Annotated in this window: 19 protein-coding genes; 12 read left to right on the forward strand and 7 right to left on the reverse strand. The window is 60.5% G+C overall.

Annotated features, from left to right (window positions below; translation table 11 throughout):
* Positions 1-33 precede the first annotated feature (33 nt).
* From C4J87_RS07400 to C4J87_RS07415, 4 genes are all read left to right on the forward strand, one after another.
* Positions 34-270: a DUF1653 domain-containing protein gene (locus C4J87_RS07400; RefSeq protein WP_124366268.1), complete on the forward strand. Its 237-nt coding sequence runs from the start codon at positions 34-36 to the stop codon at positions 268-270.
* Positions 271-384: 114 nt separating this feature from the next.
* A complete protein-coding gene (gene topA, locus C4J87_RS07405) occupies positions 385-3006 on the forward strand; it encodes a type I DNA topoisomerase (RefSeq protein ID WP_124366269.1) in 2622 nt (873 codons plus the stop codon).
* 235 nt (positions 3007-3241) lie between these two features.
* Complete coding sequence (locus C4J87_RS07410) at positions 3242-3763, forward strand: DUF6586 family protein (RefSeq protein WP_124366270.1); 522 nt, start codon at positions 3242-3244, stop codon at positions 3761-3763.
* Positions 3764-3826: 63 nt separating this feature from the next.
* A complete protein-coding gene (locus C4J87_RS07415) occupies positions 3827-4060 on the forward strand; it encodes a hypothetical protein (RefSeq protein ID WP_124361797.1) in 234 nt (77 codons plus the stop codon).
* Between the two features lie 23 nt (positions 4061-4083).
* Here C4J87_RS07415 and sulA read toward each other — a convergent pair whose 3' ends face one another.
* Together sulA and lexA are read right to left on the reverse strand one after the other, a co-directional pair.
* On the reverse strand, positions 4084-4557 hold the full coding sequence (gene sulA, locus C4J87_RS07420) for an SOS-induced cell division inhibitor SulA (protein WP_124366271.1): 474 nt from the start codon (positions 4555-4557) through the stop codon (positions 4084-4086).
* 10 nt (positions 4558-4567) lie between these two features.
* Positions 4568-5176, reverse strand: a complete 609-nt coding sequence (gene lexA / locus C4J87_RS07425; protein WP_003172575.1) for a transcriptional repressor LexA — start codon at positions 5174-5176, stop codon at positions 4568-4570.
* 263 nt (positions 5177-5439) lie between these two features.
* Between lexA and C4J87_RS07430 the strand changes: the two genes are divergently transcribed.
* From C4J87_RS07430 to C4J87_RS07440, 3 genes are all read left to right on the forward strand, one after another.
* A complete protein-coding gene (locus tag C4J87_RS07430; RefSeq protein ID WP_124366272.1) occupies positions 5440-6147 on the forward strand; it encodes a TetR/AcrR family transcriptional regulator in 708 nt (235 codons plus the stop codon).
* A gap of 135 nt (positions 6148-6282) precedes the next feature.
* Positions 6283-7293, forward strand: a complete 1011-nt coding sequence (gene nagZ, locus C4J87_RS07435) for a beta-N-acetylhexosaminidase (RefSeq protein WP_124366273.1) — start codon at positions 6283-6285, stop codon at positions 7291-7293.
* A 109-nt stretch (positions 7294-7402) separates the two neighbouring features.
* Positions 7403-10708 carry a DEAD/DEAH box helicase gene (locus tag C4J87_RS07440; RefSeq protein ID WP_124366274.1) on the forward strand — a complete coding sequence of 1102 codons (3306 nt, stop codon included), beginning with the start codon at positions 7403-7405 and terminating at the stop codon, positions 10706-10708.
* A gap of 211 nt (positions 10709-10919) precedes the next feature.
* On the opposite strand, the gene C4J87_RS07445 is transcribed toward C4J87_RS07440, so the two are convergent.
* The 3 genes from C4J87_RS07445 to mfd are packed head-to-tail and all read right to left on the reverse strand — an operon-like array spanning position 10920 to position 17647.
* Positions 10920-13610 carry a DEAD/DEAH box helicase gene (locus tag C4J87_RS07445; protein ID WP_124366275.1) on the reverse strand — a complete coding sequence of 897 codons (2691 nt, stop codon included), beginning with the start codon at positions 13608-13610 and terminating at the stop codon, positions 10920-10922.
* Between the two features lie 9 nt (positions 13611-13619).
* On the reverse strand, positions 13620-14186 hold the full coding sequence (locus tag C4J87_RS07450) for a CsiV family protein (RefSeq protein WP_124366276.1): 567 nt from the start codon (positions 14184-14186) through the stop codon (positions 13620-13622).
* 11 nt (positions 14187-14197) lie between these two features.
* On the reverse strand, positions 14198-17647 hold the full coding sequence (gene mfd / locus C4J87_RS07455) for a transcription-repair coupling factor (protein WP_124366277.1): 3450 nt from the start codon (positions 17645-17647) through the stop codon (positions 14198-14200).
* A gap of 340 nt (positions 17648-17987) precedes the next feature.
* On the opposite strand from mfd, the gene C4J87_RS07460 reads away from it, so the two are divergent.
* Positions 17988-19451 (forward strand): glyceraldehyde-3-phosphate dehydrogenase, encoded by a 1464-nt coding sequence (locus tag C4J87_RS07460; protein WP_124361805.1) that lies wholly within the window; start codon positions 17988-17990, stop codon positions 19449-19451.
* A 600-nt stretch (positions 19452-20051) separates the two neighbouring features.
* Complete coding sequence (gene sthA, locus C4J87_RS07470) at positions 20052-21446, forward strand: Si-specific NAD(P)(+) transhydrogenase (protein ID WP_003189670.1); 1395 nt, start codon at positions 20052-20054, stop codon at positions 21444-21446.
* Positions 21447-21488: 42 nt separating this feature from the next.
* On the opposite strand, the gene C4J87_RS07475 is transcribed toward sthA, so the two are convergent.
* Both C4J87_RS07475 and C4J87_RS07480 read right to left on the reverse strand, forming a co-directional pair.
* A complete protein-coding gene (locus tag C4J87_RS07475) occupies positions 21489-22211 on the reverse strand; it encodes a glycerophosphodiester phosphodiesterase family protein (RefSeq protein ID WP_124361806.1) in 723 nt (240 codons plus the stop codon).
* 44 nt (positions 22212-22255) lie between these two features.
* Positions 22256-22834, reverse strand: a complete 579-nt coding sequence (locus tag C4J87_RS07480; RefSeq protein ID WP_124366279.1) for a PilZ domain-containing protein — start codon at positions 22832-22834, stop codon at positions 22256-22258.
* A gap of 94 nt (positions 22835-22928) precedes the next feature.
* Between C4J87_RS07480 and C4J87_RS07485 the strand changes: the two genes are divergently transcribed.
* Genes C4J87_RS07485 through C4J87_RS07495 form a run of 3 tightly spaced genes read left to right on the forward strand, consistent with a single transcriptional unit; the run spans position 22929 to position 26175 of the window.
* Complete coding sequence (locus C4J87_RS07485; RefSeq protein ID WP_124366280.1) at positions 22929-24179, forward strand: lipoprotein-releasing ABC transporter permease subunit; 1251 nt, start codon at positions 22929-22931, stop codon at positions 24177-24179.
* 7 nt (positions 24180-24186) lie between these two features.
* A complete protein-coding gene (gene lolD, locus C4J87_RS07490) occupies positions 24187-24870 on the forward strand; it encodes a lipoprotein-releasing ABC transporter ATP-binding protein LolD (RefSeq protein ID WP_164487647.1) in 684 nt (227 codons plus the stop codon).
* 60 nt (positions 24871-24930) lie between these two features.
* The gene (locus C4J87_RS07495; protein WP_124366282.1) at positions 24931-26175 is read left to right on the forward strand and encodes a lipoprotein-releasing ABC transporter permease subunit; all 1245 of its coding nucleotides are present in this window, start codon (positions 24931-24933) and stop codon (positions 26173-26175) included.
* The last annotated feature ends 47 nt before the right edge of the window (positions 26176-26222 follow it).

Below are 26222 nucleotides of genomic sequence, written 5' to 3' on the forward strand. Positions count from 1 at the left end.
TTTTTTCAATAAATTTTGTAAGAGGGCCAGAGCATGAAAGTCGAACCCGGGCTCTACCAGCATTACAAGGGGCCGCAGTACCGCGTTTTCAGCCTGGCGCAGCACTCCGAGACCGAAGAAGAAATGGTGTTCTACCAAGCACTGTATGGCGATTACGGCTTTTGGGTACGCCCGTTGAGCATGTTCCTGGAGACCGTCGAGGTTGACGGCGAGCAGGTCCCGCGCTTTGCTTTGGTCCAGGCCGAACCCAGTCTTTTTAAAGGGCAATAACGGCGGGTCGCGCAAAATGCTGCGCTTGACCTCACCTTGTTGCCACTATATATAGCGTTGCCGCGACAGGCGCCAACTGCCTTTCACTTCTCGAATTCAGGAATTTTCCGATCCATGGGCAAATCGCTGGTCATTGTGGAATCCCCGGCTAAGGCCAAGACCATCAACAAGTACTTGGGCAACGAGTACGTGGTGAAGTCGAGTATCGGCCATATCCGAGACCTGCCCACCAGCGGTTCGGCTAGCGCCAGCAAGGAGCCTGCCGCCAAGCGCGGCAAGGCGGCCGCGGGCGAAGGTCCGGTGCTCACGCCTAAAGAGAAAGCGCGCAAGCAGCTGGTCTCCCGCATGGGTGTGGACCCGGATCATGGCTGGAAGGCCAAGTACGAAATCCTTCCGGGCAAGGAAAAGGTCATCGAAGAGCTGCGCCGGCTCGCCAAAGATGCCGACACCATCTATCTCGCGACGGACTTGGACCGCGAAGGGGAAGCCATTGCCTGGCACCTGCGCGAAGCCATCGGCGGTGATGACAGCCGCTACAAGCGCGTGGTGTTCAACGAAATCACCAAGAAAGCCATCCAGGAAGCCTTCTCCAAGCCGGGCGAGCTGGACATCGACCGCGTCAACGCCCAGCAGGCGCGGCGCTTCCTCGACCGCGTCGTGGGCTACATGGTCTCGCCGCTGCTGTGGGCAAAAATCGCCCGTGGCCTGTCCGCCGGCCGTGTGCAGTCGGTGGCGGTGAAGCTGGTGGTGGAGCGTGAGCGTGAGATTCGTGCGTTCAACCCCGAAGAATATTGGGAGGTCCACGCTGACCTGGGCACTGCCAAGGGCAACAACGTGCGCTTTGAAGTGGCCCGCGAAAAAGGCGAGGCCTTCAAACCGCTGAACGAAGCCCAGGCCATGGCCGCGCTGGAGAAGCTCAAGGCCTCCAGCTACAGCATCGTCAAGCGCGAAGACAAGCCGACCAGCAGCAAGCCGTCGGCGCCGTTCATCACCTCCACCCTGCAGCAGGCCGCGAGCAACCGCCTGGGCTTCGGTGTGAAGAAAACCATGATGATGGCCCAGCGTCTGTACGAAGCCGGCTACATCACTTACATGCGTACCGACTCCACCAACCTGTCGCAAGACGCGGTGGCGATGGCGCGTACTTATATTGAAAGCGAGTTCGGCAAGAAGTACCTGCCGGAAAAGCCAAACGTCTACAGCAGCAAAGAGGGCGCCCAGGAGGCTCACGAAGCGATTCGTCCTTCCGACGCCAACACCGAGCCGAGCAAGCTGAGCGGCATGGAACGCGACGCCGAGCGCCTCTACGAATTGATCTGGCGCCAGTTCCTGGCCTGCCAGATGCTGCCGGCGCAATACCTGTCCACCACCGTCAGCGTGGGGGCGGGCGACTTTGAGCTGCGCGCCAAGGGCCGGATCCTCAAGTTCGACGGTTATACCCGTGTAATGCCGCAAATCGCCAAGCCTGGCGACGACGATGTGCTGCCGGACATGGCCCAGGGCGATACGTTGAAGCTGATCAAGCTCGACCCGTCCCAGCACTTCACCAAGCCGCCGGCGCGTTATTCGGAAGCCAGCCTGGTAAAAGAGATGGAGAAACGCGGCATCGGTCGTCCTTCGACCTATGCGGCGATCATCTCCACCATCCAGGACCGTGGCTACGTGGCGCTGCACAACCGCCGCTTCTATTCGGAAAAAATGGGTGACATCGTCACCGAGCGTCTGTCCGAAAGTTTCTCCAACCTGATGGACTACGGCTTCACCGCCGGCATGGAAGAGAACCTCGATGACGTGGCCCAGGGCGAACGCGACTGGAAGAGCGTGCTGGACGAGTTCTACGGCGACTTCAAGAAAAAACTCGAAGTGGCCGAGAGCCCTGAGAGCGGCATGCGTGCCAACCAGCCAGTCATGACCGACATTCCGTGCCTCACCTGCGGCCGGCCGATGCAGATTCGTACAGCGTCCACCGGCGTGTTCCTGGGGTGCTCGGGCTACAGCCTGCCGCCCAAAGAGCGCTGCAAGGCCACCGTCAACCTGGTGCCGGGCGATGAAATCGCGGCGGATGACGAGGGTGAATCCGAGTCGCTGGTGTTGCGTGGCAAGCACCGTTGCCCGATCTGCAGCACGGCGATGGACGCTTACCTGCTGGATGAAAAGCATAAGCTGCATATCTGCGGTAACAACCCGGATTGCAACGGTTACGAGATTGAAGAGGGCACCTACCGCATCAAAGGCTACGAAGGTCCGAGCCTGGAGTGCGACAAGTGCGGCAGCGAGATGCAGCTCAAGACCGGCCGTTTCGGCAAGTTCTTCGGTTGCACCAACCCAACCTGCAAGAACACCCGCAAACTGCTGAAGAGCGGTGACGCGGCGCCGCCGAAGATGGACCCGGTGAAGATGCCTGAGCTCAAGTGCGAGAAGGTCAACGACACCTACATCCTGCGCGACGGTGCTTCGGGGCTGTTCCTGGCAGCCAGCCAGTTCCCGAAAAACCGCGAGACCCGTGCCCCGCTGGTGCTGGAAATCGTACCGCACAAGGATGAGATCGATCCGAAGTACCACTTCCTGTGTGAAGCGCCGAAGAAGGACCCGGATGGTCGCCCAGCCGTGATCCGTTATAGCCGCAAAACCAAGGAGCAGTACGTGCAGACCGAAGTCGACGGCAAGCCTACCGGCTGGAAAGCGTTCTACGACGGCGGCAAGTGGAAGGTCGAGGACAAGCGTCAGGGCGCTTGATAGCCCAATGTGGGAGGGGGCTTGCTCCCGATAGCGGTGTATCAGTCAACATACCTATGACTGATGCATCGCCATCGGGAGCAAGCCCCCTCCCACATTTGGATCTGCCTAATGGCACTTGCAGTTAACTATGACGCGAGAAATCTGATACACAGTGGTGCTCTCAAGTTTTACGCGAGCAAGCTCGCTCCTACACAGCCAGCATCACGCCTCATTCGTTGTGGAGATTGCCGTCATGGCCAACGAACTCTATACCCGTACCAACCAGAAAATTTACTTCGCGGGGTTATCCCTGGAAGCCCTCGGTCGTGCCGAGGCGGGCAAGGAGATGAATGCCATCGCGCTGGTCCAGGCGGGGCGTGAAGCCGCTCTGTTTCACCTGTATGGCGCCTTGCTGGGGTTATGCCATGAAATCGCCGGGTTCTACCGCTTGCCCCAGGCCGGTTCGCCCCGCGCGGAAATGATCATGGCCCGAGACGTGCTGGAAACCATGGCTATCCCGGAATTGGCCGAACTGGTGGAAATGGCCCAGAGCCCGGACAGTTGGGTAGCACGCCTGCTCAAGGCGCACGCCGACATGTTCCAGCCGCCCCGCGTTCCCCATGTACCCAAGGGTGATGTGACGCAGCCATTGATCTTGGCGGTTGCATTGGAGGCGGATGAGCCCAGGCCTTTGAGCCGGGAAGAGCTGGAAAGCTGGCGTCAGGAACTTAAAAAGCTGGCGTTGCGCTTTCGCGAAGGTTTGAGCGAGTGCTGAGCGGGCACGCCTGCACGCGACAACACTGATATAATCCCGCGCTTTCGTGGAGAACAGACTTTTATGCCAACGTCCTTTCTGGAAATTGTTGAACTGCCTGACGGCCGAATCGAGCTGCGTCGGGCCGAGGACGAAGGTTCTCTGGTCATCCTGGACTTTTCCGAAGACGCAAAAGCGTTCCTGCAAGGCCAGCATGTGGAAGTGGCTAAAGCGATGTTGAGCGTTGGCGTGCAAATGGCCGGTCGCCTGGCTGAAGGCGAGCCGGAGAAGGAAGATGGCCCAAAGGTTCTTCACTGAGCCCTGGGTAACCCGCTCACCTCTTACCCCAGTCGAATATTCAAGCTCTGCGCATCGCCCGTGTGCGCGGCGCTGATCAGCTGCTGCTTGGCCGTTGCATTCAACGGGTTCAGCCAGCTCACCACCGTATGGCTACGGCCCAGGCGCAAGGCTTCGCAGGTCAACTGCTGAGCACTTTGCGTGCCCCGTGGCTGCAGCAACAGAATACGCTCACGGTTGAGGCCGGCATCCCGCAGCCAAGCCTGGGTCAGGCTGGCGGGCGGGGCGATCAGCGTCAACCAGCGCGCGTCCTGCTCCTCACTGAGTTCGCGCAGGATCGGCGCCAGCAGGCTCAAGCAGCTCCCGGCAGCCCCACGCAACGACAATTCACTGAATACCTCAGGTTCGCAGCTCCACGGCGCTTCGACCGTTTCCTTGAGGATGGGCGCAAGGGGTTGAGCCATAAAGGCCTCGAACAGCGACAGTTGTGTGTGTTGTGGGGTGTGCACGAGCTGCATGATGTCTCCTTTAGCGGCGAATGACGCCGACACTCAAGCCTTCGATCACCAGGTCCTGGTCTTTGAGGTTCACTTCAATCGGCGCGAACTCCGGGTTCTCGGCCAGGAGCCAGACCTTGCTGCCTTCACGCTTGAAGCGCTTGACGGTGACCTCATCGCCGATCCGCGCCACGACGATCTGGCCATTGCGGGCTTCGCGGGTGGTGTGAACGGCCAGCAGGTCGCCGTCGAAAATACCCACGTCCTTCATGCTCATGCCGTGCACCCGCAACAGGTAATCGGCGCGCGGATGGAAGAAGGTCGGGTTGATGTTGCAGGATTCCTCGACGTGTTGCTGCGCCAGGATCGGCGCACCCGCAGCCACTCGACCGATGATCGGCAGTGTCGATTCGTCGGCCTTGGCTTCGAAGCCAGGGATGCGAATACCGCGCGAAGCCCCTGGGGTCATCTCGATCGCGCCTTTGCGCGCGAGGGCCTTGAGGTGTTCCTCGGCAGCGTTGGGAGACTTGAAACCCAGCTCCAGCGCAATTTCGGCGCGTGTCGGTGGGTAACCGTTGTCATCAAGGCAGCGCTTGATAAAAGCCAGAATCTCAGCTTGGCGTGGCGTCAGTTTTAGCATGTTGATCGCTCTGTCTTTTTATACAGTGACTGGGATTATATACAGTGAACGGCGCTTGGCAATCATCCTTTTGAACGGCTCCGCTGGACGGTCATCCATCATCCGTACTGCGGGGCAGAGGTAGCGCTGCCTATAGGCCATGAAAGATGTGATTAAATAGCGACGAAATAGATGACTGCCCGGCCGGAAAACGGACACGCAGGCTTGACAAGACATACCCTGAAACGTATGTTTCAAACAAGTGTTTGTCAGGCGGAGTAGCCATGGCCCAGTCGGAAACCGTTGAACGCATTCTCGATGCTGCCGAGCAATTGTTCGCGGAAAAAGGATTTGCTGAAACTTCATTGCGGCTGATCACCAGCAAGGCTGGGGTTAACCTCGCCGCCGTGAACTACCATTTCGGCTCAAAAAAAGCCCTGATCCAGGCGGTGTTCTCGCGCTTCCTGGGGCCGTTCTGTGCCAGCCTTGACCGCGAGCTGGAGCGTCGCCAGGCCAAGGTGGATAACAAGCCAAGCCTGGAAGAGCTTTTGGAAATCCTGGTCGAGCAAGCCCTGGTGGTTCAGCCGCGCAGCGGTAACGACCTGTCTATTTTCATGCGTCTATTGGGCCTGGCGTTCAGTCAGAGCCAGGGCCACCTGCGTCGTTACCTGGAAGACATGTACGGCAAGGTGTTTCGTCGCTATATGTTGTTGGTCAATGAAGCTGCCCCGCGTATCCCACCCATCGAGCTGTTCTGGCGCGTGCACTTCATGCTCGGCGCTGCGGCCTTCAGCATGTCCGGGATCAAGGCGCTGCGCGCGATTGCCGAGACCGATTTCGGCGTCAACACCTCCATCGAGCAGGTGATGCGCCTGATGGTGCCATTCCTCGCCGCCGGCATGCGCGCTGAAACCGGTGTGACCGATCAGGCCATGGCGGTGGCTCAATTGCGCCCGCGCAGCAAGTCCACACCCAGCCTCGCCAAGGTTTGACCGCTGCGGGTGTGCGCGGCCGCTTGCATCCGCTAAGCTAGCCGCCATGCCGATTTCAGCTATTTACGCGCAACCCGTCGTGCTTACCGTAACCGGTAGGGATGACGGGTTGTGCGCGTTATTTAAGGAAGGTTTATGACTGCTGCCCTGCAAGGTTCTTTGATGGTCGACGTTGCCGGTACCTGGCTGACGGCCGAGGACCGCCATCTGTTGCGCCAACCTGAAGTGGGCGGCTTGATCATTTTTGCGCGCAATATCGAGCATCCACGCCAGGTTCGCGAATTGAGCGCGGCGATTCGTGCGGTGCGCCCGGACCTGCTGCTGGCGGTTGACCAGGAAGGCGGCCGGGTGCAGCGCCTGCGCCAGGGCTTCGTGCGCTTGCCGGCCATGCGCGCGCTGGCGGATAACCCCAACGCCGAGTACCTGGCCGAACAATGTGGCTGGATCATGGCCACCGAAGTACTCGCCGTGGGCCTGGACCTCAGCTTCGCTCCAGTGCTCGACCTGGATTACCAGCGCAGCGCCGTGGTCGGCACCCGCTCGTTCGAAGGCGACCCCGAGCGCGCCGCCGTACTCGCCGGTGCCTTTATCCGCGGCATGAACAGCGCGGGCATGGCCGCCACCGGCAAGCACTTTCCGGGTCACGGTTGGGCCGAGGCCGATTCCCACGTCGCGATTCCCAACGACGAGCGCAGCCTGGAACAGATTCGCGCCAATGACCTGGTGCCTTTCGCACGCCTGAGCAAGCAATTGGCGGCCGTGATGCCCGCGCATGTGATCTACCCGCAAGTGGACAGCCAGCCCGCCGGCTTCTCACGCCGCTGGTTGCAGGACATCCTGCGCGGTGAGCTGCAGTTCGACGGGGTGATTTTCAGTGATGACCTGTCCATGGCCGGTGCCCATGTGGTGGGTGATGCGGCCAGTCGGATCGAGGCGGCACTCACTGCTGGTTGTGACATGGGGCTGGTGTGCAATGACCGCGCGGCTGCCGAGCTTGCACTGACTGCAGCCCAGCGGATGAAGGTCACGCCTTCGGCTCGCATTGCGCGTATGCGGGGACAAGCAATTGCCTCGACTGACTACAAACAGGATCCGCGCTGGCTGGCAGCCCTTGGAGCGTTGCGAGACGCTCAGCTGATTGAATAAGAAGCTTGATGTAGGTAGCGTTTGAATGCGGCTGAGGCTGTTTCTTGCCGCAGTGTAGGAGTTGCGCTGCTTTAACCTCCATTACTGGCTGCTGTAGAGTCCTTGTTTCATGAATGACCTGATTGCACGTATCGTCGAGTTGGATTGGCAAGCCTACTTTGAACCTCGTTCGCTGGAGCGCGGGTTTGAGTATGCTGGCGAAAATCGTCTTGAGATCAAAGAGTTCGGGCATCACAGGCTGATCGCGCATTGCAGGGGGTCTGGACGTAATGTCTACAGCCTGTCGATTACCCTGGAGAGTGCAGCATCCCGTCGACCGGGCATCATCTGTGTGTGTTCTTGCCCGGTGGCGATCAATTGCAAGCACGCGGCTGCGGTCTTGTTTACGTTGACTGCGCTGTACGAAGAGCTGAACGAGCCGAAGAAGCCGGTGGGTGACCGCCTGAGTCCGCAGCTCGAAAACTGGCTCGAAAGTATCCCCAAGCCCACCCCGCCGGGTGAGGCTCAGCCCAAGAACACCGGCACTTGTTTGCTGTACCAAATCACTCCTGATGTTTATTCCAGTGGCTGGTCATTGGAGGTGTATCGGGCGCGCGTGACGAAAAAAGGCGAGTACAGCGATATCAAGCCTCTGCACTCGATGGATGAGGTATTGCGGCGTGCCCCTGGCTATATGCATGAGCTGGATACCCGCATTGGTCGATTGCTGATGTTGGGCCGATCTTATGCCAGCTATGGCAGCAGTTTTCAGTTGGCCGGTGAGACGGGGGCCGAAATTCTCCAATTGGCGTTAAAAACCCAGCGCCTGTTTCTGGAGCTGAGCACTGGACTGGCGCTCAACCCTGGCCCGGCGCGCGCTGCTCGTTTTGATTGGGCCGTGTTGCCCGACGGCAATTACATTCCCTGCTGGATCAGCGACGGGCGCGAGTTGGACGAAGTGCTGCCCCTCCAGCCGCTTCATTATCTTGACCTCGATAACATGACGATCGGGGTGGTCGAGCACGGGCTGGAGGAAAATCTGGCCATGCATCTTTGCGGCTTGCCGATGATTCCAGCTGAGCAAGTCGCGTTATTCAGTCATCGCATCAGTGCGGTGTCCAAGGTGATTCCGCCACCACGCGAGCTGACCGAGCGCGTCGTGGATACGTTGGAGCCCCAAGGGTGTCTTACATTGGGAAGCGACGAATCCTACGTGTACAGCCAGGTCGACTATCGGCGGATGCTCGCCCTGGAACACCGCGCCGCCCTGGCTTTTCGTTACGACACAAGCCTGGTCAGCGGCAAGGGCACTGAGGACATCCTGTTTCTCAATGGCACCGAAACCCAACGCATCCAACGCAAGCCCGCAGCTGAAAAAGCCTTGCGCAAGACGCTCACGAAAATCGGCTTTAAAACGGTCAATCGCAAAAGCGGTGCACTGCCTGTCGGTGCAGGAGAGATGTTCGATCTACCCAACGATGAAGCCTGGCTGGCTTTTGTTGAAAGCCAGCTGTCGGTTCTGCGTGAAGCAGGGTGGGAAGTCGTCATTCATCCGGGGTTTTATTACAATGTGGAGGCTGTTGACGGCTGGTACGCGGACATTGAAGAGTCACCCGGTCACGAGTGGTTCAACCTTGAGCTGGGCATTGAGGTCAATGGCGAGCGGCACAGCCTGTTGCCCATCATGCTCGACTTGATGCGGCGTCAACCCAAACTGCTTGACGCCACCTACATGGCCGAACGTGATGATGATGAGCGCGTGTTGGTCAGTCTGGATGCCCGCACTCATATCAAAGTTGCGCTGCCCTACGGTCGTATCAAACCTCTGATGGCGACCCTCGGCGAACTCTACCTGCGCGCGCCTGAAGGAGACGCACTGCGGCTGAGTGCGCCGGATGCGGCAAGGCTCAGTAACCTGGATGCACTACCTCTGGTCTGGCAGGGCGGCGAGCGACTGCGTGATTTCGCCCAGCGTCTCAAGGGCTCCACCCATGCCCAGGTCTCTGCCCCCGAAGGCCTGAGAGCCGAACTTCGTGGCTATCAACTCGAAGGCCTGAACTGGATGCAAACGCTGCGCGAGCTGGAAGTCGGCGGGATTCTTGGGGATGACATGGGCCTGGGCAAAACCCTACAAACCCTTGCGCACCTGCTCGTGGAAAAACAGGCAGGGCGATTGCAAATGCCCGCATTGGCCGTAATGCCCACCAGCCTGATCCCGAACTGGATCGACGAAGCCACACGGTTCACGCCACAGCTCAGAGTTCTGGCGCTGCACGGTGCACAGCGTCAGGCTGACTTCTTGCGCTTGACCGATTACGACCTGGTACTCACCACCTACGCGCTGTTGCCGCGAGACCTTGAGGTCCTGCAGCCGCAGCGCTGGAGCGTGCTGATCCTCGACGAAGCGCAAAATATCAAGAATCCCAACAGCAAGGCGGCCCAGGCCGCTCGCCAACTGGATGCCGGCCAGCGGCTGTGCCTGAGCGGGACGCCGTTGGAAAACCATTTGGGCGAACTCTGGTCGCTGTTTCACTTCCTGTTGCCGGGATGGCTGGGCGATAGTAAAACCTTCAATCGCGATTACCGCACGCCGATTGAAAAGCACGGCAATGCGCAACGCATGCAGCACCTGACGGCGAGGATCAAACCCTTCCTGTTGCGCCGCAAAAAAGAACAGGTGGCCACCGAGCTGCCGCCCAAGACCGAGATCGTGCACTGGGTGGACTTGAGCGACGCCCAGCGTGACGTGTATGAAACCGTGCGTGTGGCGATGGACAAGAAGGTTCGCGACGAAATCACCCGGCATGGTGTCGCCCGCAGCCAAATCATCATTCTCGAAGCGCTGCTCAAGTTGCGCCAGGTCTGCTGCGACTTGCGCCTGGTCAAGACTGCACCCGCCTCCAAACTGGCCCGGGCCGGTACTGGCAAACTCGGCAGTTTGATGGAGATGCTCGAAGAGTTGCTCAGCGAGGGGCGGCGCGTCCTGCTCTTTTCGCAGTTCACCTCGATGCTGGCATTAATCGAAGAGGAGCTGAAGCAGCGTCAGGTCGACTATTCAATCCTGACCGGTGAAACCCTGGACCGGCGCACACCGGTGAAGGATTTCCAGGACGGCAAGACGCCGTTGTTCCTGATCAGTCTGAAAGCGGGCGGAACCGGCTTGAACCTGACGGCCGCAGATACGGTGATTCATTACGACCCCTGGTGGAACCCGGCCGTGGAAAACCAGGCCACCGACCGGGCCTACCGGATCGGGCAGGATAAGCCGGTATTCGTCTACAAGATGATTGCCCGGGGCACGGTGGAAGAAAAGATTCAGGCGTTGCAATTGGAAAAGGCAGCGCTTGCCGACGGCGTGCTTGAAGGGGGCGCCAGTGCGGGTTGGAAGCTGGAGCAGCGGGATATTGAGGCGCTGTTTGCACCTTTGCCTGGCTAACGACCGCGGCTTGCCCTAATGCCAGTCAGTTAAGGACGAACACTGTACCTGTGGCGAGGGAGCTTGCTCCCGCTGGGCCGCGAAGCGGCCCCAAAAATGGGACTGCTGCGCAGTCCAACGGGAGCAAGCTCCCTCGCCACAGGTTACTTTTTACCCTTTCTACTTCTTAACTGACGGGCATTAGGGCTTGCCCCCGATGTCGATCCGACAGTCAGCGCTTCTCTTGCTTATTCGGCAACGGTGCAAACAGCGCCTCGATATCCTCATTACCCAACTGCCAATCCCCGGTCGAACGCCCATCCAGCACACCCGCCGCCAGGTCGGATTTTTCCTTCTGCAAATGCTGGATTTTCTCTTCCACCGTGCCTCGGGCAATCATCTTGTAGACGAACACCGGCTTCTCTTGCCCGATGCGGTAGGCGCGGTCAGTGGCCTGGTTTTCGGTTGCGGGGTTCCACCACGGGTCGTAGTGGATCACGGTGTCGGCTTCGGTCAGGTTCAGGCCGACGCCGCCGGCCTTCAGGCTGATCAGAAAAATCTGCAGCTTGCCGCTCTGGAAGTCCTTCACTGGTGTGCGCCGATCACGTGTCTGGCCGGTCAGCAAGGCGTAGGCGATTTTGCGCTGCTTGAGTTCAGCCTCGATCAGACTCAGCATCGAGGTGAACTGCGAGAACAGCAGTATCCGCCGCCCCTCGGCAAACAATTCCTCAAGCATCTGCATCAAGCTGTCGAGCTTGCCCGAGCTGCTGCCGCGGGCGGGCAGGGCGGCATCGTTGACCAGGCGCAAATCGCAGCACACTTGGCGCAGTTTGAGCAGTGCTTCAAGGATGATGATCTGGCTGCGCGCCACCCCCTTGCGGGTGATCTCGTCGCGGACCTTTTTATCCATGGCCAGGCGCATGGTTTCATACACGTCGCGCTGCGCCTCATTAAGGTCGACCCAGTGGATAATCTCGGTCTTGGGCGGCAGTTCCGTGGCCACCTGTTCCTTGGTGCGGCGCAGCAGGAACGGCTTGATCCGACCGTTGAGGTGCTGCAATCGCACCTCACTGGCGCGTTTTTCAATGGGGACGCGGTAATCGCGGTTGAAGCTTTTCACATCGCCGAGCCAGCCCGGCAACAGGAAGTGGAACAACGACCATAACTCGCCCAGGTGGTTTTCCAGCGGCGTGCCGCTCAGGCACAGGCGCTGCCGCGCATTCAGCTCGCGTGCCGCTTGCGCCGCCTTGCTGGTGGGGTTCTTGATGTACTGGGCTTCATCGAGGATCAGCACATGCAGGGGCAGGGCGGCGAGGGTGTCGATGTCCTTGGGCAGCAGCGCGTAGGTGGTCAACAGCAGGTCATAGTCCTGCAGATTGGCGAAATGTTTCTTACGCCCTGCGCCGTACAGCGCCTGCACCCGCAATTGCGGAGTGAAATGCGCGGCCTCATCGAGCCAATTGGGGATCAGGCTGGTAGGCATGACCACCATGCACGGTCGATTCAGCCGTCCTGCATTTTTTTCCGTAAGAATATGCGCCAGGGTCTGCAAGGTTTTACCCAGGCCCATGTCATCCGCAAGAATCCCACCCACCTCCAATTGGCGCAGCGACTGCATCCAGCTCAGGCCTTCCAGCTGGTAAGGGCGCAAGGTTGCATTCAAGCCTTCAGGCGCCACGCAGGTGAAATCCTTGATGTCCCGCAGGCGCTGGGCGAAGTTGCGGATTTTCTCGCCGCCTTCCCATTGCAGCGGCAGATCTTCCAGCGGGTTCAAGCGGACCGCATCGGCCTTGGCCAGGCGCAATGTGGTGGTGCCGGGTTCCTGCAGGTAGAACTCGCCGAGGGTCGCCAGTACCGGCTTCAATCGCCCGTAGGGCAGCGCCACTTGCAGCGGACCGTGGCCGTTGGGCAGGCCGGGAATGTTCACCAGGATCAATTCATCATCGCGGCGCCGTGCGAGTTTTTCCGGGTTGAGGATTTCGGTGTGGGAACGCATCAAATTCAGCAGGATGGGCAGCAGGCTCAGCCGTTCGCCGTTGACGATGATACCCAGCTCCAGATCGAACCAGTCCCGCTCGGGGGCTTCATCGACGCTGGCGTACCAGTCGTCCACCGGGCTGAGGTCAAAACCGAAGTCTTCATCGATTTGCAGCTCCCAACCTTCGGCCCGCAGGGCAGGGGACGCGTTGAGGGTGAAATTCAACCAGGCGCTGTCATTGACCATCTCGAACAGCTCGCCGGCGCTTTCCGGCAAGGCCTTGCTCTGGCGCGTGGCGATCTTGAACCCGAGCAGGCGCAGTTGCTCGCGATAGGGCTGTTCCAGCTCGGGATGGCGCTTGATGCGCAGGCTTTGGGTTTCCTGGCGCACGATGATATCGGCGTTCTTTTGCCCGCTGACATAGTTGCCCAGATAGTTGAACGACAGCGCCGCGCGATGCTGGATGTAACGCTGCATCTTGCCATTGCGCGGTTCGAACGCGCTGAACTCCACACTGGCTAGCCACAGGCGCGGCACTGGGCGCACATCCTCCATGACCACCTGCGGCAGTACCACACGGTTATCCAACACCGCCTGCAGTTTTCCCAGCAACTCGGCATCCTGGGCCGCCGCCGGGTAGGCCAGGGTTTCCTGCACCTTGAGCAGCACGGCGGCAATATGTTTGCAATTGGTGTGCACCGGGCAGGTACAGCGGCTGTCCACCAGAATCAGCATGCCCTTGGCCGATTCGCGTAACGAAATGGTCTGTCGGTAGACGTTGCCGCCCGAGCCTTCACAACTGGCGGTGATGGTGCTGTCGCCGGACTCGACGATGCGCACCCGATTCTCCAACGCGTAACGCCGCCCGCGCTCCAGGCTTTGCTCTTTGAAGCGATTGGCCCACGAAGGGGCCAGGGGTTTGGTCAGCGACGCTGTCAGGGGCATGGCGCGGGATCAGTCCTGCATGTCGGGCGGTGGTGCGCTGGGGGGCTTGGCGGTCAGCGAAGTGATCTTGATCAGCAGCGCCAGGTGGCCGCCATCCAGGTAATTGAGCTGGTTGTTCTTGGTGCGTACGTCTTTCTGACTCAGGTGTTCGCTGGCGATCACGCTGCCGTTGCTGTCGAACTGGTTGATCCAGAAGTCGGCGTCGATATCAGTGAAGCGACCCAGTTGCAGGTTCAGCACGCCCTCGATAGGAAATTGGCCGAATTGCTCCTGGCCGTCGGTGATCGCGATCTTCACTGGCTGTTCGCCGAGGCTCTGTTCCCAGGCCTTGTGCGCAAGCACGGTGTAGTTGGAATCGGCGCGCAGTTTTTCGACGATATTGCCCAGGCGCGGCGGGCTCATTCGCTCGCCCAGGCGCTGCGCACCGCTATCCCAGTTTTCCGGGGCGGCGCGGCTGTTGATCACCGGCTCTGCATTCTGGCGTACCAGGATCATCTCCACCTGGTAGGGGCTGTCGGCAAAGGCCGAAGGCGCGAATACCAGCAACAGCAGGCTCAGAATGCGGAACACGCGCATGGAGGCGTCCTTCAAGCAGATTTCGGAATGAGGCGCTCAAACAGCGCCTCCAGGGTATTGAAGCGTTCTTCGGCGCGTTCCATCGGCACCATGAACTTGAACAGCGTAGCCCCTTCGAACTTGTAGCGGTTGGGCTGGCCCTGGATCAGCTTGATCAGCACCAACGGGTCTACCGGCGTTTGCGCTTCGAATTCGATACGCCCGCCTTGCGGCCCGGCGTCGACTTTCTTGATGCCCAGTTGTTCGGCCTGCAATTTGAGCAGGGTCAGGCGCACCAGGTTCTTGGTCGGTTCCGGCAACAGGCCGAAGCGGTCGATCATTTCCACCTGCAGGTCCTTCAGGCCTTCTTCGTCGGTGGCCGAAGCGATGCGCTTGTACAGGATCAGCCGCGCGTGCACGTCCGGCAGGTAGGCTTCGGGGATCAACGCCGGCAAGCGCAGGTTGATTTCCGGGCCACCGCCCAACGGTTGGTCGAGGTTCGGCTGTTCGCCCTTGCGAATGGCTTTCACCGCGCGCTCGAGCATTTCCATATAAAGGGTGAAGCCCACGGCCTGGATCTGCCCGCTCTGGCCGTCGCCGAGCAGTTCGCCGGCGCCACGGATTTCCAGGTCGTTGGTGGCCAGCACGAAGCCGGCGCCGAGGTCCTGGGTGTTGGCGATCGCTTCCAGGCGCTTTTCCGCGTCGGACGTGATCTGTTGGCGTGGTGGCGTCAACAGGTAGGCGTAGGCCTGGTGGTGACTGCGCCCGACCCGGCCGCGCAGTTGATGCAGTTGGGCCAGGCCGAACTTGTCGGCGCGTTCGATGATAATGGTGTTGGCGCTGGGGACGTCGATACCGGTCTCGATGATGGTCGAGGCGATCAGCACGTTGAAGCGCTTGTGGTAGAAGTCGCTCATCACCTGTTCGAGTTCGCGCTCACGCATCTGCCCATGGCCGATGGCGATGCGGGCCTCCGGCACCAGTTCGGCGAGGTCGGCGGCGCATTTCTCGATGGTCTTCACGTCGTTGTGCAGGTAATACACCTGGCCACCGCGCAGCAATTCGCGCAGCAGCGCTTCCTTGACCGTGCTTTTGTTCTGCTCCATCACGAAGGTGCGTACCGACAGACGGCGTGCAGGCGGCGTGGCGATGATCGACAGGTCGCGCATGCCCGACACCGCCATGTTCAATGTACGCGGAATCGGCGTGGCGGTGAGGGTGAGGATGTCGACTTCGCTGCGCAGGGCCTTGAGCTGTTCTTTCTGGCGCACGCCGAAGCGGTGCTCTTCGTCGATGATGACCAGGCCCAGGTTCTTGATCTTCACATCGTCCGATAGCAGTTTGTGCGTGCCGATCACGATGTCGATCTTGCCTTCGGCGAGGTCGGCGATGGCGGCATTCACTTCCTTGGCGGATTTGAAGCGGCTCATCACTTCCACGCTCACCGGCCAGTCGGCAAAGCGGTCGCGGAAGCTGTTGTAGTGCTGCTGGGCGAGCAGGGTAGTCGGCACCAGGATCGCCACCTGCTTGCCGCCATGTACCGCAATAAAGGCCGCGCGCATCGCCACTTCGGTCTTGCCGAAGCCGACGTCGCCACACACCAGGCGGTCCATCGGCTTGGGCGCAAGCATGTCGGCGCGCACGGCGTCGATGGTGGTTTGCTGGTCGGGGGTTTCTTCGAAGGCGAAGCCGGCGCTGAAGGTAGCGTAATCGGCTTTCGGGTCGGCGAACGCATAGCCTTCGCGGGCCGCACGGCGGGCGTAGATGTCGAGCAGTTCGGCGGCGACGTCGCGCACCTGTTCGGCGGCCTTGCGCTTGGCTTTCTGCCAGGTCTCGGAGCCCAGGCGGTGCAACGGCGCCAGGGCGTCATCGCTACCGGTGTAGCGCGCGATCAAGTGCAGGCTGGCCACCGGCACGTAGAGCTTGGCGCCTTCGGCGTATTCCATGGTGAGGAATTCGGCGGCCTGGTTGTCGATTTCCAGGGTCTGCAAGCCGAGGTAGCGGCCCACGCCGTGGTCGATGTGCACCACCGGCGCGCCTTCACGCAACTCGGTGAGGTTCTTGATCACCGCGTCATTGTTGGCGTCGGCGCGTTTTTCACGGCGGCGACGCTGCATCACGCGCTGGCCGAACAACGGGCTTTCGGCGATCAGCGCCAGGGCCGGGTCGTCCAGCAACAAGCCTTCGTCCAATGGCGCGATGGTGATCGCCAGGCGCTCTTTGCTTTTTACGAAATCCGGCCAGCTATCGACGGTCTTCGGGCGCAGCTTGAGGCGTTCGAGCAGCTCCAGCAGGACTTCGCGACGCCCGGCGGATTCGGCGGTGAACAGCACGCGGCCGGGGAAGTCGCCGAGGAAGTTGGACAGCGCTTCGAGCGGCTGCGTGGCTTTGGCCTGGATCGCCAGGTCCGGCAGTGTGCCCGCCGGGAAACGCTCACGGCCGCTGCCGGCGTCCACATCCTGCTGGCTGGCGACCACGCGTGGCCAGTTTTTCAGGCGGGCGAAGCAATCTTCCACCGGCAGGAACAATTCGGCAGGTGGTAATAACGGCCGGGACGGGTCGACGCGGCGCTCTTCATAGCGGTTGCGCACATCGTTCCAGAAGTTTTCTGCGGCCTGTTCGATGCCTGGCAGCGAGAACACCTGGGTGTCCTGGGGCAGGTAGTCGAAGAGGGTGGAGGTTTCGTCGAAGAACAGCGGCAGGTAGTACTCGATACCGGCCGGTGTAATCCCGCTGCTCAGGTCCTGGAAGATCGGGCAGCGGCGGAAGTCCACGTCGAAGCGCTCGCGAAAGCGTGCCTTGAAGCGCGTGACCGCATCTTTTTGCAGCGGGAATTCCCGCGCCGGCAGCAGTTTGATCGACTCGACCTTGTCGATGGAGCGCTGGTTTTCCGGGTCGAAGGTGCGCAGGGTCTCGATTTCGTCATCGAACAGGTCGATGCGATACGGCAACTTGCTGCCCATCGGGAACAGGTCGATCAATGCGCCGCGTACGGTGAATTCGCCGTGTTCGTACACCGTGTCGACATAGCGGTAGCCGGTGGCCTCCAGGCGCGTGCGCATCTGCTCCACGTCGAGTTTCTGGCCGACATCCAGCACCAGGCTGCTGCCCAGCAGGAATTTGGTCGGCGCCAGGCGATGCAGGGCAGTGGTGATCGGCACCACCAGCACGCCGTGAGCCAGTTCCGGCAAACGGTACAGGCTGGCGATGCGCTGGGAAATGATGTCCTGGTGCGGCGAGAACAGATCGTAGGGCAGGGTTTCCCAGTCGGGAAAGTGCAGCACCGGCAAATCGGGGGCGAAGAAGCTCAGCTCCTGCTCCAACCGCTCGGCGCTTTGGCTGTCGGCGGTGAGCAGCAGGGTAAAGCGTTTGGCTGCGCTGGCAGCCTCGGCAATGGCCAGGCTCAGGACGGCACCGGGCAGGTTGCCCCAGTGCTGTTTACCTGCCGCGGCAGGGAGTAGCGGTAGACGCAGAACGGGCACGGAAGGTTGAGCTCCAAGCGTTGCGACAAAGTCGGTAATTGTAGCGGCCAGAGGTGCCGCCTGTCAGTTGCTGACTGTGCCTATTACGGTTTGTTGGAAATGTAGTGGCTAAGACAAACAATCGTCGGTTTTGACTCAATATGTAGTGCCAAAATACGCGAATGTTTAGGAGGGTTACGGACAAGTCGAGCTGCTCGGCAAACTAGTGGCCTTCTGGAACCCGCGTGTTTCCTGGGCTGTAGCGGGGTGGTATTTTTTTGCAAGGGGTTTTTGTTGCCTGTCGCGCATTGCTCAACGGGCAGTCGGGCGACATAATGTAGCCCCTTTTTTCTGCCCCTACATGTGGAAGGTTCCCGTGACTCAGAAGCCCGACCAGTGTCTTGGTGAATGGATCGACCGTGAAGCACTCGCAGAAGCGATGATCCCGCTTATCGGCCAGCTGTACCGCAATAACAATGTGGTGAGCTCGATCTATGGCCGCAGCCTGATCAATCAGTCCGTCATCGCGATTCTCAAGGCTCACCGCTTTGCGCGTCACCGTTCCGCCGACGACAGCGAACTCTCCGTCCACGAAACATTCCCACTGCTCAAGGCCATGAGCGAGCTCAAGCTCGGCGCGGCGTCGGTGGACCTGGGCAAGTTGGCGTACAAATTCCGTAAAGAAGGCGCCGGCCGCAGTGCCGAGCAGTTCGTGCGTGAAGAAATGGCCGACGTGGTCGGCCAGCAAAACGCCGCTGCCCGCAAAGGCACCGACGTTGTGCTGTACGGCTTCGGTCGTATCGGCCGTCTGCTGGCGCGCATCCTGATCGAAAAAACCGGCGGCGGCGACGGCCTGCGCCTGCGCGCCATCGTGGTGCGCAAAGGCGCCGAAAACGACCTGACCAAGCGTGCCAGCCTGTTGCGCCGCGACTCGGTACACGGTCCGTTCAACGGCACCATCGTCATCGACGAAGAAAACAACACCATCACCGCCAACGGTAACCTGATCCAGGTGATCTACGCGAAGAACCCGTCCGAGGTGGATTACACCCAGTACGGCATCAAGGACGCCCTGCTGGTGGACAACACCGGCGTATGGCGTGATGCCGAGGGCCTGGGCCAGCACCTGGCCTGCCCGGGTGTTGACCGTGTCGTGCTGACCGCGCCTGGCAAGGGCAAGCTGAAGAACATCGTGCACGGCATCAACCACACTGAAATCACCGCTGACGACAAGATCGTGTCCGCCGCTTCCTGCACCACCAACGCCATCGTGCCGGTGCTCAAAGCAGTGAACGACAAGTTCGGTATCGTCAACGGCCACGTCGAAACCGTTCACTCGTACACCAACGACCAGAACCTGATCGACAACTTCCACAAGGGCGACCGCCGTGGCCGCAGCGCCGCGCTGAACATGGTAATCACCGAGACCGGCGCCGCCACCGCTGCCGCCAAGGCCCTGCCTGAACTGGCCGGCAAGCTGACCGGTAACGCGATCCGTGTGCCGACGCCAAACGTGTCGATGGCCATTCTCAACCTGAACCTTGAGAAAGCCGCCACCCGTGAAGAGATGAACGAGTACCTGCGCTACATGGCGCTGCACTCCGATCTGCACAAGCAGATCGATTTCGTCAATTCCCAGGAAGTGGTATCCACCGACTTCGTCGGCTCGCGCCACGCCGGTGTGGTGGACGCCGAAGCGACCATCAGCCAGGACAACCGCGTTGTCCTGTACGTGTGGTACGACAACGAGTTCGGCTACAGCTGCCAGGTGGTTCGCGTGATGGAAGACATGGCTGGGGTCAACCCGCCGGCGTTTCCGCGCTAAGCATCAGCAATAAATGAAAAAGCCCCGACTGGTTTGGGGCTTTTTTATGCCTGTGGTTTTGTGGTGTGAGTGAGGGCCTCATCGGGGGCAAGCCCCCTCCCACAATTGATTTGCGAATACATTCAAATGTGGGAGGGGGCTTGCCCTAATGCCAGTCAGTTAAGAAGTAGAAAGGGTAAAAAGTAACCTGTGGCGAGGGGGCTTGCTCCCGCTGGACTGCGCAGCAGTCCCATTTTTGGGGCCGCTTCGCGGCCCAGCGGGAGCAAGCTCCCTCGCCACAGGTACAGTGTTCGTCCTTAACTGACTGGCATTAGGGCTTGCCCCCGATAGCGGTAGTCCAGCCACAACTTCAACAACTGACACCATCAGCAAAATAGTTGCCGCATAATGCTCATCCCGAAATCGACGCTGATTGGCGGCCTGTTAGTATGGCAAGACTGGCCTATGACGCGACCAAGGGTTAATGTGCGCGGCGTTGAGCCTTATATAGACTGTGCCCCGGTTCACACACTTGAGCCAAATTGTCCTTCATGCCCGCTGGCCGCGGCATGATTTAGCCAGGCGTCCAACCGTACGCCTGGCCTGTTCTGAGGAGTACGCATGGCTGTCTACAACTACGACGTGGTGGTACTGGGTTCCGGCCCGGCTGGAGAAGGCGCGGCGATGAACGCTGCCAAAGCAGGGCGCAAGGTGGCGATGGTCGATAGCCGTCGCCAGGTCGGCGGTAACTGCACCCACCTGGGTACCATCCCGTCCAAGGCGTTGCGTCACTCCGTGCGCCAGATCATGCAATTCAACACCAACCCGATGTTCCGGGCCATCGGCGAGCCGCGCTGGTTCTCGTTTCCGGACGTGTTGAAGAGCGCTGAAAAGGTCATCTCCAAGCAAGTCGCTTCGCGTACCGGCTACTACGCCCGTAATCGCGTCGACCTGTTCTTCGGCACCGGCAGCTTCGCCGACGAGCAAACCGTCGAAGTGGTCTGCGCCAACGGCGTGGTCGAGAAACTGGTGGCCAAGCACATCATCATCGCCACCGGTTCGCGCCCGTATCGCCCGGCGGACATCGATTTTCACCACCCCCGTATCTACGATAGCGACACCATCCTCAGCCTGGGCCACACCCCGCGCAAACTGATCATCTACGGCGCCGGGGTGATCGGCTGCGAATACGCCTCGATCTTCAGCGGCCTGGGTGTGCTGGTGGAGCTGGTGGACAATCGCGACCAGTTGCTGAGCTTCCTCGACTCGGAAATTTCCCAGGCGTTGAGCTACCACTTCAGCAACAACAACATCACCGTGCGCCACAACGAAGAGTACGAGCGTGTCGAAGGCCTGGATAACGGCGTAATCCTGCACCTCAAGTCCGGCAAGAAGATCAAGGCCGACGCCTTGCTCTGGTGCAACGGGCGTACCGGCAACACCGACAAGCTGGGCATGGAAAACATCGGGGTCAAGGTCAACAGCCGTGGTCAGATCGAGGTGGACGAGAACTACCGCACCTGCGTGCCGAACATCTACGGCGCCGGTGACGTGATCGGCTGGCCAAGCCTGGCCAGCGCCGCCCATGACCAGGGTCGTTCGGCTGCTGGCAGCATTGTCGACAACGGCAGCTGGCGCTACGTGAACGACGTGCCGACCGGGATCTACACCATTCCCGAGATCAGCTCGATCGGCAAGAACGAGCACGAACTGACCAAGGCCAAGGTGCCTTACGAAGTGGGCAAGGCGTTCTTCAAGAGCATGGCGCGTGCGCAGATCGCCGGTGAGCCGCAAGGCATGCTGAAGATTCTGTTCCACCGCGAGACGCTGGAAGTGCTCGGCGTGCATTGCTTCGGCTATCAGGCGTCGGAGATCGTGCACATCGGCCAGGCAATCATGAACCAGCCCGGCGAGCAAAATACCCTGAAGTATTTTGTGAACACCACGTTCAACTACCCGACCATGGCTGAAGCCTATCGGGTAGCGGCCTACGACGGCCTCAACCGGCTTTTTTGAGCGGCTCCGGCCGGTGGCCTGAGCCGGCCGGGGAGACCGGTTTCAGTAATTCCCGAGGGTGGCAGTGGCCAAACCGGGAAAGTCTGTAATCAGGCTATCTACGCCGAAGTCGGCGAGCCTGCGCATCAGCGCAGGTTCGTTGACCGTCCAAACGGATACGTGCAGGCCCTGACGCTGGGCTTTTTCCAGCCGCTCGGGGGTGCACAACGTCCAGTTCAATGCCAGGAACTCACAACCGTAGTTCTGCGCGACCTTCAACGGGTCGAGCCAGGCGTATTCGGCCACCAGCCCGCGTGACAGGTCTGGGGTGAGGTCAACCGCCGCTTTCAACACTTCCCGTGAACTTGAGGTCACCGTGACCTTGTCCATCAGGCCAAACCGCACGGCCATCTCGCGGATCGCCAACACGGTGGTCGCAGCGCGAGTGCGCGAAGCGCTTTTGACTTCCAGTTGCCAGTGATCGAAGTCGCACTGTTCGAACAACTCTTCCAGGCGCGGGATCGGGCATGGGTTGACCCAGCCTGGGCCGCCTTTGCGTGCGTCCATCTTCACCAGGTCCGCCGCCGAATACTCGACGACTTTGCCGCGCCGGTCAGTGGTGCGCTTGAGGGTCGGGTCGTGGATGACCATCAGCTCGCCGTCCATGGACAGGTGCAGATCCAGTTCGCAGCGGCGCACGCCGTGTTTGAGGCATTCCTGAAAGCTGGTCAGGGTGTTTTCCGGTGCTTCGCCTTTGGCACCGCGATGGCCGTAAATCAGGGTCACAATTGCTCCTTTGCGCCAGGCTCGCTGGCGTCGTGAATACGCATTCAGAGTTCGTCGCTTTGTTCTCGCGCCAGGCGACGTTCCTGCGCCTGTTTCTGCAGGATGTAGCGCGCCAGCAGTTGGCGTTGGGCATCGGTCATGGATTCGAACTCCGTGCCCACGTCAAAGCGCTCGCCCTTGGGATCGCAATGGGTCACCCGCGCACGCAGCAGCAGGCCGAGGGCCTGGGGCATCAGCACCAGCTTGACCGCCAGGTGCGTGTCCGGGGCCAGCGCCACAGGGTGCTGGAAGTCGATGCCGCCTTCGGAAAGGATCACCGGCTGCGGCGCGCCCACCTCGCTGAGCAGCCCGCGAGCCATGACCTGGCTGAGCAGGTCCAGGCGTTTGTTCTGCACTTTGAGGAACGCCGCCAGGCTGCGGTCTTTTTCGTTGATCTGACGCAGCAGGTGCTGGGCCTCGAATTCGCTGAGGTGCAGTTCACTGAGCAGATTGAACAGCGGCGAATCATCCAGCAACACTTCCTTGCTCGCCGCGTCGGGGGCCGACAGGGGTTTGATTTGGAGTGCGATCATGTCGTCGATACGGTAGTATTCGCGGCGCTCTTCTTCATCTAATGTCGACATGGCGAACCCCAGGTAACGGTAATGGTCTGAGTGTAAAGCTGCTGACCAGACCCCGCCACCGGGACGTCTTCTTTTCCTCCGAACAAGCCCCGACATGTTCAGACCTCTCTTCGTATTTATTGGCACGCGTTATACCCGTGCAAAGCGTCGCAATCATTTTGTGTCGTTCATTTCCCTGACCTCGATGATCGGTCTCGCCCTGGGCGTGGTCGTGATGATTGTGGTGCTGTCGGTGATGAACGGCTTCGATCATGAGATGCGCACCCGCGTGCTGGGCATGGTGCCCCACGCGACCATCGAGGGCGACGCGCCCATCAGTGACTGGCAAAGCCTGGCCGCCAAGGTCAAGCAGAACCCCAAGGTGCTGGCCGTTGCGCCGTTTACCCAGATGCAAGGGCTGCTGACCAACGACGGCAAGGTGCAGAAAATCCTGCTCAATGCCGTCGACCCGGCCCAGGAGCGCAACGTCTCGATCATCGACAAGTTCATGTTGCAGGGCAAACTCGACGATCTGGCGCCGGGCAGCTTCGGCATCGTCATCGGCGACAAGGCCGCTGCCAAGCTCGGTGTGGGCGTCGGCGACAAGCTGACCTTCGTCGCGCCGGAGGTCACCGTGACCCCGGCCGGCATGTTCCCACGCATGAAGCGCTTTACCGTGGTCGGCACCTTCCATGTCGGCGCCGGCGAGATCGACGGCTACCTCGGCTTGACCAACCTCACTGACCTGGCGCGCCTGCATCGCTGGCAGCCGGACCAGGTGCAGGGCCTGCGCCTGAAGTTCAACGACCTGTTCGAGGCACCGCGCGGCGCCTGGGAAATCGCCCAGCACCTGGGCGAATCGCAGTATTACGCCCGCGACTGGACCCGCACCCACGGCAACCTGTACCAGGCCATCCGCATGGAAAAAGCCATGATTGGCCTGTTGTTGCTGCTGATCGTCGCCGTGGCCGCCTTCAACATCATCTCCACGCTGGTGATGGTGGTGAATGACAAGAAGGGCGACATCGCCATCCTGCGCACCCTCGGCGCCACGCCGGGGCAGATCATGGCGATCTTCATGGTGCAAGGCACGGTGATCGGCGTGGTCGGCACCCTGATCGGCACCGCCTTGGGGATTCTGGCCGCACTGAATGTCAGCGCCGCCATCGCCTTGCTTGAAAAAGTGCTCGGCCACAAGTTCCTCAACGCCGATGTCTACTTCATCGACTACTTGCCGTCCCAGGTTCAGGCCCAGGACGTGTTGATGGTGGGCGGCGCCGCGTTGGTCCTGAGTTTCCTTGCCACCCTGTATCCAGCCTGGCGCGCGGCACGCACCCAGCCAGCACAGGCATTACGTTATGAGTGAATCGGGCATGAGTGAAAAAGCAATCCTGAGCTGCCGCAACCTGGGCAAATCCTACGAGGAAGGCCCGGAATCCGTGGTGGTGCTGGCCAACCTGCAGCTTGAACTGCATCCGGGCGAGCGCGTGGCGATCGTCGGCAGTTCCGGTTCCGGCAAAAGTACCTTGCTCAACCTGTTGGGCGGCCTCGATACGCCGTCCCAGGGCAGCGTGTGGCTGGCCGGTGAAGAGCTGTCTGCCTTGAATGAAAGGGCCCGCGGCCAGCTGCGCAACCGTTCGCTGGGTTTCGTGTATCAATTCCACCACCTGTTGCCGGAATTCACCGCCCTGGAAAACGTGTGCATGCCGCTGTTGATCGGCAAGACCGCGATCCCGGAGGCGCGCCAGCGTGCCACGGCCTTGCTGGAGCGCGTCGGCCTCGGCCATCGCCTGGAGCACAAACCGGCCGAGCTGTCCGGCGGCGAGCGCCAGCGCGTGGCAATTGCCCGTGCCCTGGTGAACAACCCAGGCTTGGTGATGCTCGATGAGCCCACCGGTAACCTCGACTCCCACACGGCCCAGGGCATCAAGGACTTGATGCTGGAGCTGAGCACCCAGATGCGCACCGCGTTCCTGGTGGTGACCCATGACATGAGCATGGCCCGCCAGATGGACCGAGTACTGCACTTGCAGGAAGGTCATCTGGTCGCTATCTGACCTGTTGCAAGCCCGTTTTTTTGAAACCGGGCTTTTTCATTTTTTCAACGGTGCCCGCGAATGTTCAGACCGTTATCGATTTTCATCGGCACGCGCTATACCCGCGCCAAGCGCCGCAACCGTTTTGTCTCGTTTATCTCGATGACCTCGATGATCGGCCTCGCCCTGGGCGTGTTGGCGATGATCGTGGTGCTTTCGGTGATGAACGGCTTCCAGCGCGAAATGAGCTCGCGCATCCTCGGCATGGTGCCCCACGCTACCATCGTGGGGGTGAACCCGATCGATGACTGGCAGCCGGTGGCTGCTGCTGCAATGAAGAACCCGCAAGTCACGGCAGCGGTACCGTTTACCCAGATGGACGGTATGTTCTCCTACAAGGGCGCGATGCAGCCGATTGAGATCAACGGCGTCGACCCGGCCCAGGAAGGCAAGGTGTCGATCGTGGCCCAGCATATCGTGCGCGGCAAATTGGAAGACTTGAAAGCCGGCGAGTTCGGCGTAGTGATCGGCGACATCACCGCGCGTCGCTTTCGCCTGAACGTGGGCGACAAACTGACCTTGATCGTCCCGGAAATCAGCACCGCGCCGGGCGGGATCACCCCGCGCATGCAGCGTTTGAACGTGGTGGGTATCTTCAAGGTGGGCGCCGAGCTGGACGGCTCCATGGCCTTGATCAACAAGGCCGATGCGGCCGAAATCCAGCATTGGCAACCCAACCAGGTGCAGAGCGTACGCCTGGCAGTGACAGACCTGTACGCGGCGCCCAAGGTCTCGGCCGATATCGCCGCCAGCCTCGGCGCGGCGTATAAGGCGGACGACTGGACCCACACCCAGGGCAGCCTGTTCAGCGCGATGAAAATGGAAAAGACCATGATCGGCCTGCTGTTGCTGATGATCGTCGCGGTGGCCGCTTTCAACATCATCGCCACCTTGATTATGGTGGTGAACGACAAGGGTGCGGACATCGCGATCCTGCGCACCATCGGCGCCACGCCCCGCCAGATCATGGCGATCTTCATGGTGCAGGGCACGGTGATCGGCGTTGTCGGCACCCTGATCGGCGGCGTGCTGGGGGTGATTGCGGCGCTGAACGTGAGTGAACTGGTAGGCTGGCTGGAGCGGGTGAGCGGGCAGCATATCTTCAGTTCGGATGTGTACTTCGTCAGCAACCTGCCGTCCGAACTGCAAGGTGGGGATGTGTTGCTGATTTGCTCGGCGGGGTTTGTGTTGAGCTTTCTGGCGACCATTTACCCGGCTTATCGGGCGGCGAAGATCGAGCCGGCGCATGCGCTGAGATATTCGTAATATTTGAGACCGCTATCGGGAGCAAGCCCCCTCCCACATTTTGACCT

The organism is Pseudomonas sp. R1-43-08, assembly GCF_003852255.1.
GTDB lineage: Bacteria > Pseudomonadota > Gammaproteobacteria > Pseudomonadales > Pseudomonadaceae > Aquipseudomonas.